Raw genomic sequence first — 13,048 nt, 5'->3', positions numbered from 1 at the left:
GTCAATCGCGGGATAGCACCTGAACGCTGCGCGGTCCATCGGGCAGCAAAGCCGCTCCGCTCCTTTTCAACGCCGGTTGGGACAGATAGGCCAGCATCTTCATCTCCCGCCGCCCACGCGTCACCGTGTCGAGAACGAGTCCCGACGACACCGAGAGCAGGGCCATGATCATCAGACCCATCGCCAGCACCGCGGTCGGCAGGCGCGGCACGAGGCCCGTCTCGATGAAGGTGATCAGAACCGGGATCGCAAGGATCACCGAGGCCGCCGCCAGCAGGATTCCGATCGCCGCGAAGAAGCGCAGCGGTCGCTCCGAGCGATAGAGCTTGAGCATGGTGCCGAGGATGCGAAACCCGTCGCGCCAGGTGTTGAGCTTCGAAAACGAGCCTTCGGGACGCGCGTAGTAGGGCGTCTCGACCTCGGCAACGGGCAGAGACAGTTCCAGCGCATAGACGGCCAGCTCGGTCTCGATCTCGAAGCCGTCGGAGAGAACCGGAAAGGACTTGACGAAGCGGCGCGAGAACACCCGGTAGCCGGACAGGATGTCCTTGAAGGCGTGACCGAAGGTCGACGCCAGAAAGCCGGTCAGCATGCGGTTGCCGGTGCGGTGGCCGAGCCGGTAGGCGGCCTGGACCTGATCGACGCGAAGGCCGACGACCATGTCGAGGTGATCATCGAGCAGCCTGTCGATCATGCGCGGCGCGCTCGGTGCGTCGTAGGTGGCGTCGCCGTCGACCAGCACATAGACGTCGGCCTCGACGTCGGCGAACATGCGACGCACCACATGGCCCTTGCCCTGCCGGCGCTCGCTGCGCACGATCGCACCCGCTTCGCGCGCGAGCATTGCGGTGCGGTCGCGCGAATTGTTGTCGTAGACGTAGATCTCGGCCGCAGGCAGCGCCTTGCGGAGGGCTGGCCGTCCAGCACCTCCGCGATCCGCAGCCTTGTACCGGATGTGGTCCCCTCCGGCAGCGCATTGATCGCGAAGAAACCGCATTCGACGATCTCGCGGTTGGGCTCAGGGAGGCGGTCCTGCCTGAACTGCCGGACCACGTAGACCGCGACATGGTCGCGGCGGGAGACGTGGCTGTTGAGGAAGATGCCGTGCAGCGCCGCATCTGCGGTGAGGTCGATGTCGCCCTCCTCCTTGAGCTCGCGCCGCATCGCCTGCTCCATGGTCTCACCGTGGTCGACGCCGCCTCCGGGCAGGTACCAGCCGCTGACATAGCTGTGCCTGACCAGGAACACCCGATTCTCGTCGTCCAGCACCACGGCACGCACGCCGAGGGTCATGCCGCGGACCACGAGGAAATAGGCGTGGAAGAATCGCCGCAGCAGCGGCTCGCATTTCCGTCGGATCCGGTTCAGACGTTCTCCCATCAGGCTTCCTCAACGCCCCGGTTCAGGCTCCGCTTGCGCGTTCCTTTCGACCTTGCCATTACAGCGGAGCAATAGCGAGGCAATCGCGCGCCATGACTCCCAACACGTTGGCTCCCTTCACGCTCGCCCACCTGTCCGATCCGCATCTGGCGCCCTTGCCGAAGCCGCGGTTGATCGAGCTCGCGGGCAAGCGCGCGCTCGGCTACGTCAACTGGACGCGCAACCGCCATAAATACCAGCGCCGCGAGGTGCTCGACGCGCTGGTCGCCGACATAAAGGCGCAGGCGCCGGACCACATCGCAGTGACCGGCGATCTCGTCAACCTCGCGCTGGAAGCCGAGTTCGCACCGGCCCGCGCCTGGCTCGACGAGGTCGGCCCGCCCGACCGCGTCACCACGATTCCAGGCAATCACGACGCCTATGTCCGCGCCACCGCGCATCGCTTCGGCGAGACGTTTGCGCCCTATCTCGCCGGCGACGACGGCCGCATCGGCTTTCCCTCGGTGCGCCGGCGCGGGCCGCTGGCGCTGATCAGCCTGTCGACAGCGGTGCCGACCCTGCCGCTGATGGCGACGGGCACGCTCGGGCATGACCAGCTCGCAGCCCTCGAAGCGCTTCTCGAAAGCCTCGCGGCCGAGGATATCTTCCGCGTGCTGCTGGTGCATCATCCGCTGAAATCCGGCGCGCGGCAGAAGCGGATGACGGACGCGCCCGCCCTGCTGGCACTGCTCAAGCGCCACGGCGTGGAGCTGGTCCTGCACGGACACGACCACATTCATTCGACGATATGGGTCGAAGGTCCGAACGGCAACATTCCCGTGCTCGGCGTGCCCTCGGCTTCCGCGCTCGCGCACGGGCACTACCCGGCGGCGGCGTACAATCTGCTCACGATCGAGAAGGACAATGCCGGCTGGCGCTGCGAGCAGACGGTGCGGGGGCTCGGCGCGGGATTTCAGATCGGGCAGATCAAGCATGTGAGGTTGGTTTAATTGTCCGTCATTGCGAGCGAAGCGAAGCAATCCAGAAATCTGTCCGCTGGGGGATCATGGATTGCTTCGTCGCAAGGGCTCCTCGCAATGACGACCGAGGCCGCCTCACCAGCTCCGCAAGGCTGCCACCACGGCAAGCCCGAACAGCGCGGCGGCACCGAGCAGGAAGCCGAAGAGGAACGGCCAGAAGCGTGAACGGCGCGGCGGCGGCTCGACGGCCGGAGCTTGCGGTTCGGGCGGGATCACCATCGCGCGCTCGCGCTCGATCATGCGGCGCGCGACATAGTCGGTCACGGCTTCGACGATAACAGCGGTGTCGTGCGATTCGGCGAGCACGATGCGGCCGAACCGGGTGTCCTGGACGAAGCGGTACATCCGCTTGTCGCGCCCCATCACGATGTGGGCGACGACGTCGATCCAGAGGCGCGGCGTATCGCCCTGGCTGATGCCGCGGTCGAACAGATCGATCCGGTCAGGCACCTGCGCGAACAGGGGATCGAGAGCGTCGTTGAGTATCTCGAGCCGCGCCACCTCGGCGTCCCTGAGATCGACGACAACGCCGGTCCGGTCGGCGGCCTCGATCCGCGCGCGCAGCAGCGCATCGCGCAGCCGCACCGGGCGCGGCTGGCCGGGATGGGTCCCGCTGGTCTCGGGCTCTGACATTGTCGGCCTCGTCCTCGACTGATCCCCGTTAACCTATCAGCAACCACACTCTCCGCAAAGACCCACAATTCCAGAGGCTTAGAGGCACCCACAGGCGTTTCACCTGTGCCAAAAACAGACGATCCCACCCAGGCAGCGCCTGGATGGGAGCATCCGTCCTTGGACGTCTTCTTAATTGAGGCGATCAGGCCGACACGCGCGAGGGCTCTTCCACGATCGAGAAGCGGACGCCGGCCTTGTGGCGGCTCTCTTCCGAGACCTCCTTCCAGCAGTCCTCGGCTTCCTTGCGGGTCTTGAACGGACCTTTGACCTGGGCCGAGCCTTCCACGAGCTTGTGGAAGTTCATCGAACCGAACTCGCCGCCGATCACCCAGAAATTGCTGCCTTTGGTCATTGTCAGTCTCCTGTCGAAGTCGAGATTCGTTAGCCGAACTGGTTCATCGTGTTGTGAGCGCCGCCCGCCTTCAGGGCAGCCTCGCCGGCGAAGTACTCCTTGTGGTCGTCGCCGATGTCGGAGCCGGCCATGTTCTGGTGCTTGGCGCAGGCGATGCCCTGACGGATCTCCTGACGCTGCACGTTCTTGACGTAGCCGAGCATGCCCTGGTCGCCGAAATATTCCTTGGCGAGGTTGTCGGTGGACAGCGCGGCCGTATGATAGGTCGGCAGCGTGATCAGGTGGTGGAAGATGCCGGCGCGCTTGGCCGAATCCGCCTGGAAGGTGCGGATGCGCTCGTCGGCCTCGATGGCCAGCGGCGTATCATCGTATTCCGGCTTCATCAGCTCGGCGCGGTTGTACTTGCTGACATCCTTGCCGGCTTCCTTCATCGCGTCGTAGACCTGCTGGCGGAAGTTGATGGTCCAGTTGAACGACGGCGAGTTGTTGTAGGCGAGCTTCGCGTTCGGGATGACCTTGCGGATGCGGTCGACCATCTTGGCGATCTGCTCGATATGCGGCTTCTCGGTCTCGATCCACAGCAGGTCGGCGCCGTTCTGCAGCGAGGTGATGCTGTCGAGCACGCAGCGGTCTTCGCCAGTGCCGGGACGGAACTGGTAGAGGTTCGAGGGCAGCCGCTTCGGACGCATCATCTTGCCGTTGCGGTTGATGATGACGTCGCCATTGCGGGCGTTCTCAGCGGTGATTTCCTCGCAATCGAGGAAGCTGTTGTACTGGTCGCCGATATCACCGGGCTTGTGGCTGACGGCGATCTGCTGCGTGAGACCAGCGCCGAGCGAGTCGGTGCGGGTCACGATGACGCCGTCTTCGACGCCGAGCTCGAGGAAGGCGTGGCGGCACGCACGGATCTTCGCGATGAACACCTCGTGCGGCACGGTGACCTTGCCGTCCTGGTGACCGCACTGCTTCTCGTCCGAGACCTGGTTCTCGATCTGCAGCGCGCAGGCGCCCGCCTCGATCATCTTCTTGGCGAGCAGATAGGTCGCTTCCGCGTTGCCGAAGCCGGCGTCGATGTCGGCGATGACGGGGACGACATGGGTCTGGAAGTTGTCGATCTTCGCGATCAGCTCCTGCTCGCGGGTCTTGTCGCCTTCCTTGCGCGCCTTGTCGAGCAGACGGAAGATGTCGTTGAGCTCACGGGAATCCGCCTGACGCAGGAAGGTGTAGAGTTCTTCGATCAGCGCCGGCACCGAGGTCTTCTCGTGCATCGACTGGTCGGGCAGCGGGCCGAACTCGGAGCGCAGCGCCGCGATCATCCAGCCCGAGAGGTACAGATAGGTGCGATCGGTCTTGCCGCCGAAATGCTTCTTGACCGAGATCAGCTTCTGCTGGGCGATGAAGCCATGCCAGCAACCCAGCGACTGCGTGTACTTGGTCGGGTCCTTGTCATAGGCCGCCATGTCGGCCCGCATCAGCGCCGCGGTGTAACGGGCGACGTCGAGGCCGGTCTTGAAACGGTTCTGCAGGCGCATGCGCGCGACGGCCTCGGCCGACACGCCGTTCCAGGTCGGCTGGGTCTCGAGGAGCGCCTGGGCTGCCTTGACCTCGTCCTGATAGGACGACGGGCCCTGGAGGGTGCTGATGCCGCGCGGCTGGTAGTTCATGTGCCTGATCCTTTCGCTGACGATGGCGATGGCTGGCCATCGACATTCTTGACACTGCATTGCGAGATGCGTGTCAGGAGCTAAACGCGAAAACAGAAACTTCGTATAGATGGCTTGTTTTTTATTGGTGATGTCATGTAACATAAGAACATGTAATAGATGTTATTTTGTAAAGCTTGTAAAATATAGGTCAGTGAAGCTGTCCTTCATGCACGCGGAGATCTGAGACATGGCGGCCGAATCCGGCAAGAAACTCTTCGTCGGGCCCCGCTTCCGCAGGATCCGGCAGCAATTGGGTCTGTCGCAGACCCAGATCGCCGAGGGGCTTGGGATCTCACCGAGCTATGTCAACCTGATCGAGCGGAACCAGCGCCCGGTGACGGCGCAGATTCTGCTGCGGCTGGCGGAAACCTACGACCTCGATCTGCGCGATCTCGCCACCGCCGACGAGGATCGCTTCTTCGCCGAGCTGAACGAAATCTTCTCCGATCCGCTGTTCCGCCAGATCGACGTGCCCAAGCAGGAGCTGCGCGACCTCGCCGAGCTCTGCCCGGGCGTCACCCATGCGCTGCAACGGCTCTATGCGGCCTATACCGAGGCCCGGCAGGGCGAGACGCTGGCGGCTGCCCAGATGGCCGACCGCGACGTCGGCACGCGCTATGAGGCCAATCCGGTCGAGCGCGTGCGCGAGCTGATCGAGGCCAACCGCAATTATTTCCCGGAACTGGAGCAGGCCGCGGAGAATCTTCGCGACGAGCTGAACGTGCCGGCCGAGGAGCTTTACGCGGCACTCGCAGCGCGGCTGCGGGAAAAGCATTCGATCCAGACCCGCATCATGCCCGTCGACGTGATGCGCGAGACGCTGCGCCGCTTCGATCGCCACCGCCGCCAGCTCCTGATTTCCGAGCTGGTCGATCCGCCCGGCCGCGCGTTCCAGCTCGCCTTCCAGCTGGGCCTGGGGGAATGCGCGCAAGCCCTGGAGACCATCATCGGCCGCGCCGGCCCGCTCGACGATGCGCCGCGCCGGCTGTTCCGCATCACGCTCGGCAACTATTTTGCGGCGGCCGTGATGATGCCCTACCCGACGTTTCTCGCCGCCGCCGAAGCGTTGAACTACGACATCCACGTGCTGGCGCAGCGCTTCAATTCCGGCTTCGAGCAGGTCTGCCACCGCCTCACCACGCTGCAGCGGCCGAACGCGCGCGGCATTCCGTTCTTCCTCTTGCGCGTCGACAATGCCGGCAACGTCTCCAAGCGCTTCTCATCGGGCACCTTCCCGTTCTCGAAGTTCGGCGGCACTTGTCCGCTCTGGAACGTGCACTCGACCTTCGACACGCCGGATCGCCTGCTCAAGCAGGTGATCGAGCTCTCCGACGGCACGCGCTATTTCTCGATCGCGCAGATGGTGCGCCGCCCGGTCGCGCCGCACCCGTTGCCGCAACCGCGCTTCGCCATCGGCCTCGGCTGCGAAATCCGCCACGCCGCGCGCCTGACCTACGCCGCCGGCATGGACCTGGAGAAGACCGAGGGCACGCCGATCGGCGTCAACTGCCGCCTTTGCGAGCGCGAGAACTGCTCCCAGCGCGCCGAGCCGCCGATCACGCGCACGCTGATTTTGGACGAGACGACGCGGCGCGTGTCGAGTTTTGCGTTCTCGAATGCGCGGGAGTTGTGAGGCGATCCAGCTCTCGTGTCCCGGACGCGCTGCAGCGCTCTTGCGCTCTTGCGCTGCTGCGCAGAGCCGGGACCCAGCACGCCACGCGCACCCGCACGACATGGGCCCCGGCTCTGCAGCGCACCGCCAAAAGGGCGCTGCGCTGCGTCCGGGGCACCAGACCGTCGCCAATCCCGAATCTCACGCCAGCGTATGCACGATCACCGGCCCGGCGGCCGCGCTCGCATGCCCCGCCAGCAGCGGGCCGAGATCTTTCTCGATCCAGGCGATGGCGCGCTTGTTGGCTTCCTCGGCCTGCTCGAACTTGTCGAAGATGGAGATCGCGGTGACCGTGTCGTCGCCGGCATAGACGACGTAATAGGCACGGAAACCGTCGACGTCGCTGATGATCGGCACGGCGCCGTCCTTGATGCGGCGCGCCAGCTCCTCCGCGCTCCCGCTTTTCGCCTTGGCCTGACGGATGGCGGCATACATGGCATCCTCCCTTCCGGCTGAAGATTTGTGCTGCAAACTTACACCCGACAGCAAATCCCGTCATCCTGAGGTGCGAGGCATGGGACGCATCGCGTCCCATGAGGAGCCTCGAAGGATGGAAGGCCTGGATGCAGCCGGGCCGTGGCCCTTCGAGGGCCGCTGAAAAAGCGGCCACCTCAGGGTGACGGTGACAGGCCGGCAATGGCGGCCTCCTTGGTTAACCCCGCCCTAATCCAACGGCGTGATCTGCAACCAACGGTTAAGCACGCCTCAACATCGGCGCCTTAGTCTCGCCCCACTCACTTTTCGCAAACAACGGCGGCCTATTCTGCCGGGCGAAGTGACATCAGGGGGTTCATCATGCGCATTGCGTTGCTGCTGACCGCGACCATCGTCGGCGCGCTCTTTGCCGGTCCAACTCGTGCCGGCTCGCTCGATGCCGACGCGGCGCAGCCGCTGCCGCCGGGCTTCCAGAGCTACCGCGGCTTCATGTTCGACCTGTCGGAGAATTCCGACCGCAAGGACGTCGACAAGCTCACCGACAATCTGAAGCAGCAGATCGATCTCGTCGAAGGCGCGGGCCTGTCGCCGCGCGTGCTGCGTTTCTTCCATACCGTGCCGATCGTCGCGAGCGAGCTGGCTTGCCTCGACGAAGGCGCCGCGACCGCGTGCTACGGCCGGGTCACGCCCGACATCCGCCGCACCGTTCCGCGGACGCTGACGGTGTGGGATCCGAACAAGCAGCGCTGGACCAATCCGAACGCCGTCGACCTCGCGGTCGATTCCGGGCTCGGCGTGATCATGCTGCGGCCGGACATGATGCGCTACGAGAAGGAGGCCGTGCTGCTGCACGAGCTGCTCCACGCCTATCACGCGCGACTGCTGCCGGACGGCTATGCGAACAAGGGCGTGATCGGCTATTACGCCCTGGCCAAGTCGAAGGACATGCTGCCCAAGGAGTCCTATGCGATGAAGAACCCGATGGAGTTCTTTGCCGTGACCTCCAGCATCTTCCTGTCCGGAAAGAGCGAATTCCACGATCCGAAGTCGCGCGCGGCGCTCAAGGAGAAGATGCCGGACTATTACAAATATCTGGTCGGCGTGTTCGGCTTCGACCCCGAGCCGGCGGCGGCAAACGGCCCGGTTGCCTCGCTGAAGTGAGGCGCCCCGCCGAGACATCCAAAAAGCCGCGCGATCTGCGCGGCTTTTCCAGTTTTGGCCGTTGGAAGCTGCGGATGACGCACAGCCGGGAATTGCCAAGGTGGGGCCCGATCTGCATAGTCCCGCCCGCATCGATACCGATTTTCGAAGGGGATAAGAGAACATGGCGGACGCCGACCTGGATGTCGTGATCCGGCAACTGGCCAGACAGCTGCATACGGGCCTGATGACCCGCGCCAAGGAGCGGCGGGATCGCTTCAACGGCCTTGCGGCCAAGGCCAAGAGCAAGGAGACCGCCGACCGCTTCAAGATGATGGCCAAGGCCACGCTGGAGCAGGCCGCCGCCGCCGCCAAGCGCCTGCAGATGTCCGCCGACAACGTCGCCGACAGCTACGCGCGGTCGATGCGGATCGCGGCCAGCATGCCGATTGCCGTGAAGGTCGAGAAGAAGGCCAAGGAAGAGAAGGCGCCGAAGAAGGCCGCAAAGGCCAAGAAGGCGAAAGCCAAGAAGGCGAAGTAGCCGCTGTTCTCTTCCTTCTCCCCTTGCGGGAGAAGGTGGCGCGAATGCAGCTTCAGAATTTCCCTCACCGCCTCGGCAACGCTACCGGGGCCGGCTCGGCGCTTGCAAGTTCGGCGAGCTTGGCGCGGGCGGCTTCGCGGGCGTGGTCGTCCTTGCCTGATGGCAGCGCCAGCGCCGCCTCGAAATCGGCGCGCGCATCATCGGCCTGGCCACGGGCGAGGAACGCCAGGCCGCGGTCGAGGCGGGCCTCGGCGTCCCGGGGATCGAGGCGAACCGCCGTATTGTAGCTCAGGATAGCGCGGTCGAGATCGCCGGTGGCGGCGAGCGCGAGGCCGCGCTGATGATAGGGTGCGGCGAGCCTGGGATTATGCGCGATCGCCTCGTCATAGTCGGCGATGGCGAGCTCGAAGTCGCCGTTGAGACGGCGCGCAAGCGCGCGATCGCGATAGAGCGCAGCACGGTTGGGATTGAGATGGATGGCCTCGTCGAAATCGGCGATCGCCCGCTTGACGTCGCCATGGCGCAGCGCGATCCGTCCGCGCCCCTCATAGGCAAAGGCGATCAGCGATCCCCGCAGCGGCGAGAAGCCGATGACGGCCGAGCAGATGTCGGGCTCGTCCTCGTCGCCGCAATTGACGACCATGTGCGTCGACAAACCGACGAGCACGCACAGGACGATCAGCAATGGCACGGCAGCTCTGGTCATCTTCGACGGCGGCCGACATTGTGCCGGCCACCCATCCCCTTTCGAAGAAAGCATCTCCCGTGCGTGTTATCACCGCCTCTGGCCATCCTGTGTGCGCCAGGTCACAAAAGCCGGTTTTCAAGTCCTAACCGGTTCCGTCAGCCCCAAGGACCCCGAGACGGACCGCGTGAGGACGAGCGTCCCCACGGGCCGCGCGGGGGATAATTCTCGTTGGCGCCGACCGACGGAGCGGCCCGCGCACCGAGCTCGGCCGCAAGCTGCTGGAGCGCGGCAATGCGGTTCTGCGTCGAGGGATGGGTGGCGAACAGATTGTCCACGCCATGGCCCGACAGCGGATTGATGATGAACATGTGCGCGGTCGCGGGGTTTCGCTCGGCCTCGTAGTTTGGCACTTGATGCGCGGCGCCCTCGATCTTCACCAGCGCAGAGGCCAACCACATCGGCTGTCCCGCGATGCGCGCACCGAGATTGTCCGCTGCATATTCGCGGGTGCGGCTGATCGCCATCTGCACCAGCATGGCGCCGATCGGAGCGAGGATCATCATCAGGATCGAGCCGACGATGCCGAGACCATTGTTGTTCTCGCGATTCCCGCCGAAGAACATGCCGAACTGCGCCAGCATCGAGATCGCGCCGGCGATGGTCGCAGTGATCGTCATCAGCAGGGTGTCGTGATTCTTGATATGGGCGAGCTCGTGCGCGACCACGCCGGCGAGCTCCTCGCGGCTGAGCTGGCGCATCAGGCCGGTGGTGACGGCGACCGCGGCATTTTCGGGATTGCGGCCGGTCGCGAACGCGTTCGGCTGCACCTCGTCCATCAGGAACACGCGCGGCATCGGCAGGCCGGCACGGCTCGCAAGCTCGGCGACGAGCCCGACCAGCTCCGGCGCGGTCGAACGATCGACCTCGTGGGCGCCGTACATCGACAGCACCATGCGGTCGGAGTTCCAGTAGGTGAAGACATTCGTCGCGGCGGCAATGACAAGCGCGATCATGGCGCCCGAGGCGCCGCCGATCAGATAGCCGACGCCCATGAACAGGGCGGTCAGGCCGGCGAGCAGCATTGCGGTACGAAGATAGTTCATGGCCGTCTCCTGGAGCCCGCCGCGGCCGCTGGAGGCGTCCGCAGGCCGGCAAACATGAGGTAGGGATGACCCCGGCCGGAGTGCAAGGTTTCGAGGTGCGTCGCGGAGCCGCGGCAGTGGTTCGCGCACCATACTTCCATTAAACTTCATCCAGAATCCAAGCGTTCCCTCCCCGCCGGAAACTCCATGCTCCAGACCCGACTTGCGATCGCGGCCGTTGCTCTCGCTGCGCTGTCCTTTCCCGCCTCCGCCCAGCTCCAGCCGCCGCCCGGAAGGACCGCTGCGCCCAAGGCAAACGCCCCCTCGCCGCGCGCCGCCTCATGCCACAATGGCGCAAGCTTCGATCGTTTCCTGGCCGAGGTGAAGCAACAGGCGGTCGCCGCCGGCGTGTCGCAGCGGACGGTCGCGGAGACCTCGCCCTATCTCGTCTACGACCAGGGCATCGTGAACCGCGACCGCGGCCAGCGGGTGTTCGGCCAGCTCTTCACCGAATTCGCCGGACGCATGGCGGCGCCCTATCGCATGCAGAACGGCCAGCAGCACATCAGGCAGCACGCCGCGGCGTTCGCGCGCGCGGAAAAGGAATATGGCGTGCCGCCGGCGGTGATCGCGGCATTCTGGGGCCTGGAGAGCGACTTCGGCGCCAACATGGGCAATCTGCCGACGCTGAAATCGCTGGTGTCGCTGGCCTATGACTGCCGCCGCTCAGAGATGTTCGTGAACGAAACCATCGCCGCGCTGAAGATCATCGACCGCGGCGATCTGCATCCCGACGAGATGATCGGCTCCTGGGCCGGCGAGCTCGGGCAGACCCAGTTCCTGCCGGTGCATTACGTCAACTACGCCGTCGACTATGACGGCGATGGACGGCGCGATCTGCTGCGCTCGCCCGCCGACGTGATCGGCTCGACCGCGAACTACATCGCCAACGGCTTGAAATGGCGGCGCGGCGAGCCGTGGCTGGAAGAGATCAAGGTGCCGCCAAACCTGCCGTGGGAGAAGACCGACCTCACGGTGAAGGAGCCGCGCTCGACCTGGGCGCAGCTCGGCGTCACCTATCCCGACGGACGGCCGCTGCCGAACGACAATCTTGCCGCCTCCGTCCTGCTGCCGATGGGACGCTTTGGTCCGGCCTTCATGGCCTATGCGAATTTCGCGGCCTACACCGAGTGGAACAACTCGCTGATCTATTCGACCACCGCGGGCTATCTCGCCTCGCGCATCGCGGGCGCAGCTCCGATGCGCAAGCCGGCCCAACCGGTGCCGCAGCTGCCGTTCCACGAGCTCAAGGAATTGCAGCAGCTGCTGGTGCGCGCCGGCTTCAATGTCGGCAAGGTCGACGGTGTGCTGGGCCAGCAGAGCCGGGCCGCCGTGAAGGCGATGCAGGTCAAGTTCGGCCTGCCCGCCGATTCCTGGCCGACCGCCGAGCTGCTCGCCCGCATGCGCGGCGGCACGGCACAGGCGCAGCCGGCGGGAGCTGTCCGCTAAGACAGTTTCTCCGTAGTCATGCCCCGCCTAGTGCGCAATTGCGCAAGGGGGCGGGGCATCCAGTACGCCGCAGCCTTTCGATTTTGTCACAGCCGTCTCGGAATACCGGATCGCCCGGTCAAGCCGGGCGATGACGGCGGAGTGCGTGGTGACGACGACGGGAGCTTTGGCACGGGTAGAATTTTCGCACTGCAAACGTCGCTTTGCACGATTGCATTTTTCCATGAGCCTCCCATGTGAGTGGCTCAGGTTTTCTCCTGAGATTTCCCATTCACAAGCGAGCATCACATGTCCTTCTACGACGCCGTCGTCCCCGCCTATTTGCAGATGTTGAACAGCGTGACCGGGCTGCTCACCAAAGCCGAGGCGCATTGCGCGGCGAAGAAGATCGATCCGAGCGTCCTGCTCGGCTCCCGCCTGTTTCCGGACATGCTGCCGCTGTCGCGCCAGATCCAGCTCGTCAGCGATTTCGCCACCAAGGGCTGCGCGCGGCTGACCCACAGCGAGGTGCCCTCGACGCCCGACACCGAGACCAGCTTCGCGGAGTTGAAGCAGCGGCTGGCGAAGACGATCGACTACGTGAAATCGTTCAAGCCCGAGCAGTTCGAAGGCGCAGAGACCCGCGACGTGACCTTCCCGTCCGGCCCCAACAAGACCACCACGATGAAGGGCCAGGAATTCCTCAGCGCGTTCTCGCTGCCGAACTTCTATTTCCACGCCACGACCGCCCACGGCATTTTGCGCAACAACGGCGTCGAGATCGGCAAGCGCGATTTCCTGGGGGCGAACTGATTTTCGAAATCGCACGGTCGCGGTAGTCGAACTTCGCTGCCGCGGCCGAAATTGCAC

Annotated in this window: 13 protein-coding genes and 1 pseudogene; 6 read left to right on the top strand and 8 right to left on the bottom strand. The window is 64.9% G+C overall.

The features are described from left to right. Position 1 precedes the first annotated feature (1 nt). On the bottom strand, positions 2-955 hold the full coding sequence (locus tag Q0743_RS32035; protein ID WP_298245468.1) for a glycosyltransferase family 2 protein: 954 nt from the start codon (positions 953-955) through the stop codon (positions 2-4). Beyond that, positions 910-1,380: pseudogene (locus Q0743_RS32030) on the bottom strand (NUDIX domain-containing protein); the annotation flags it as partial. The pseudogene Q0743_RS32030 and the gene Q0743_RS32035, both read right to left, overlap by 46 nt. Positions 1,381-1,487: 107 nt before the next feature. On the opposite strand from Q0743_RS32030, the gene Q0743_RS32025 reads away from it, so the two are divergent. After that, a complete protein-coding gene (locus Q0743_RS32025) occupies positions 1,488-2,369 on the top strand; it encodes a metallophosphoesterase (RefSeq protein ID WP_298245467.1) in 882 nt (293 codons plus the stop codon). A 105-nt stretch (positions 2,370-2,474) separates the two neighbouring features. On the opposite strand, the gene Q0743_RS32020 is transcribed toward Q0743_RS32025, so the two are convergent. The 3 genes from Q0743_RS32020 to Q0743_RS32010 all read right to left on the bottom strand — a co-directional run bounded on the left by Q0743_RS32020 (position 2,475) and on the right by Q0743_RS32010 (position 5,090). Continuing rightward, complete coding sequence (locus Q0743_RS32020) at positions 2,475-3,032, bottom strand: hypothetical protein (RefSeq protein WP_298245411.1); 558 nt, start codon at positions 3,030-3,032, stop codon at positions 2,475-2,477. A gap of 184 nt (positions 3,033-3,216) precedes the next feature. After that, positions 3,217-3,426, bottom strand: a complete 210-nt coding sequence (locus Q0743_RS32015) for a hypothetical protein (protein WP_028134831.1) — start codon at positions 3,424-3,426, stop codon at positions 3,217-3,219. 29 nt (positions 3,427-3,455) lie between these two features. Next, positions 3,456-5,090, bottom strand: coding sequence for an isocitrate lyase (locus Q0743_RS32010; protein WP_298245410.1), 1,635 nt, complete (start codon positions 5,088-5,090; stop codon positions 3,456-3,458). A 229-nt stretch (positions 5,091-5,319) separates the two neighbouring features. Here Q0743_RS32010 and Q0743_RS32005 point away from each other — a divergent pair, with 229 nt between their 5' ends. Next, entirely contained in the window at positions 5,320-6,765 is a 1,446-nt protein-coding gene (locus Q0743_RS32005) for a short-chain fatty acyl-CoA regulator family protein (protein WP_298245409.1), read from the top strand. A gap of 180 nt (positions 6,766-6,945) precedes the next feature. On the opposite strand, the gene Q0743_RS32000 is transcribed toward Q0743_RS32005, so the two are convergent. After that, positions 6,946-7,239, bottom strand: a complete 294-nt coding sequence (locus tag Q0743_RS32000; RefSeq protein WP_027575542.1) for an antibiotic biosynthesis monooxygenase — start codon at positions 7,237-7,239, stop codon at positions 6,946-6,948. Positions 7,240-7,599: 360 nt separating this feature from the next. Between Q0743_RS32000 and Q0743_RS31995 the strand changes: the two genes are divergently transcribed. Both Q0743_RS31995 and Q0743_RS31990 read left to right on the top strand, forming a co-directional pair. Then, positions 7,600-8,400 (top strand): hypothetical protein, encoded by an 801-nt coding sequence (locus Q0743_RS31995; RefSeq protein ID WP_298245408.1) that lies wholly within the window; start codon positions 7,600-7,602, stop codon positions 8,398-8,400. A gap of 163 nt (positions 8,401-8,563) precedes the next feature. Beyond that, a complete protein-coding gene (locus tag Q0743_RS31990) occupies positions 8,564-8,920 on the top strand; it encodes a hypothetical protein (RefSeq protein WP_298245407.1) in 357 nt (118 codons plus the stop codon). Positions 8,921-8,984: 64 nt separating this feature from the next. Here the strand turns inward: Q0743_RS31990 and Q0743_RS31985 are convergent, their stop codons facing one another. Then, positions 8,985-9,626: a tetratricopeptide repeat protein gene (locus Q0743_RS31985; protein ID WP_298245406.1), complete on the bottom strand. Its 642-nt coding sequence runs from the start codon at positions 9,624-9,626 to the stop codon at positions 8,985-8,987. Positions 9,627-9,763: 137 nt separating this feature from the next. Further along, complete coding sequence (gene htpX, locus Q0743_RS31980; protein WP_298245405.1) at positions 9,764-10,711, bottom strand: zinc metalloprotease HtpX; 948 nt, start codon at positions 10,709-10,711, stop codon at positions 9,764-9,766. A 186-nt stretch (positions 10,712-10,897) separates the two neighbouring features. On the opposite strand from htpX, the gene Q0743_RS31975 reads away from it, so the two are divergent. Both Q0743_RS31975 and Q0743_RS31970 read left to right on the top strand, forming a co-directional pair. Then, positions 10,898-12,199, top strand: coding sequence for a lytic murein transglycosylase (locus Q0743_RS31975; RefSeq protein ID WP_298245404.1), 1,302 nt, complete (start codon positions 10,898-10,900; stop codon positions 12,197-12,199). Between the two features lie 288 nt (positions 12,200-12,487). Then, positions 12,488-12,991, top strand: a complete 504-nt coding sequence (locus tag Q0743_RS31970; protein ID WP_298245403.1) for a DUF1993 family protein — start codon at positions 12,488-12,490, stop codon at positions 12,989-12,991. Positions 12,992-13,048 lie beyond the last annotated feature (57 nt).

The sequence above is a fragment of the uncultured Bradyrhizobium sp. genome, from assembly GCF_936943645.1.
In the GTDB taxonomy this organism is placed as follows: domain Bacteria; phylum Pseudomonadota; class Alphaproteobacteria; order Rhizobiales; family Xanthobacteraceae; genus Bradyrhizobium.
Note: the sequence above shows the minus strand (reverse complement) of the source record. Positions and strands in the feature narration are given on the sequence as shown.

Bases quoted from the DNA above. Each gene is read 5' to 3' on its own strand.
- Q0743_RS32020 (WP_298245411.1), bottom strand. From the start codon at position 3,032: ATGTCAGAGCCCGAGACCAGCGGGACCCATCCCGGCCAGCCGCGCCCG.
- Q0743_RS32015 (WP_028134831.1), bottom strand. From the start codon at position 3,426: ATGACCAAAGGCAGCAATTTCTGGGTGATCGGCGGCGAGTTCGGTTCG.
- Q0743_RS32010 (WP_298245410.1), bottom strand. From the start codon at position 5,090: ATGAACTACCAGCCGCGCGGCATCAGCACCCTCCAGGGCCCGTCGTCC.
- Q0743_RS32005 (WP_298245409.1), top strand. From the start codon at position 5,320: ATGGCGGCCGAATCCGGCAAGAAACTCTTCGTCGGGCCCCGCTTCCGC.
- Q0743_RS32000 (WP_027575542.1), bottom strand. From the start codon at position 7,239: ATGTATGCCGCCATCCGTCAGGCCAAGGCGAAAAGCGGGAGCGCGGAG.
- Q0743_RS31995 (WP_298245408.1), top strand. From the start codon at position 7,600: ATGCGCATTGCGTTGCTGCTGACCGCGACCATCGTCGGCGCGCTCTTT.
- Q0743_RS31990 (WP_298245407.1), top strand. From the start codon at position 8,564: ATGGCGGACGCCGACCTGGATGTCGTGATCCGGCAACTGGCCAGACAG.
- Q0743_RS31985 (WP_298245406.1), bottom strand. From the start codon at position 9,626: ATGACCAGAGCTGCCGTGCCATTGCTGATCGTCCTGTGCGTGCTCGTC.
- htpX (WP_298245405.1), bottom strand. From the start codon at position 10,711: ATGAACTATCTTCGTACCGCAATGCTGCTCGCCGGCCTGACCGCCCTG.
- Q0743_RS31975 (WP_298245404.1), top strand. From the start codon at position 10,898: ATGCTCCAGACCCGACTTGCGATCGCGGCCGTTGCTCTCGCTGCGCTG.
- Q0743_RS31970 (WP_298245403.1), top strand. From the start codon at position 12,488: ATGTCCTTCTACGACGCCGTCGTCCCCGCCTATTTGCAGATGTTGAAC.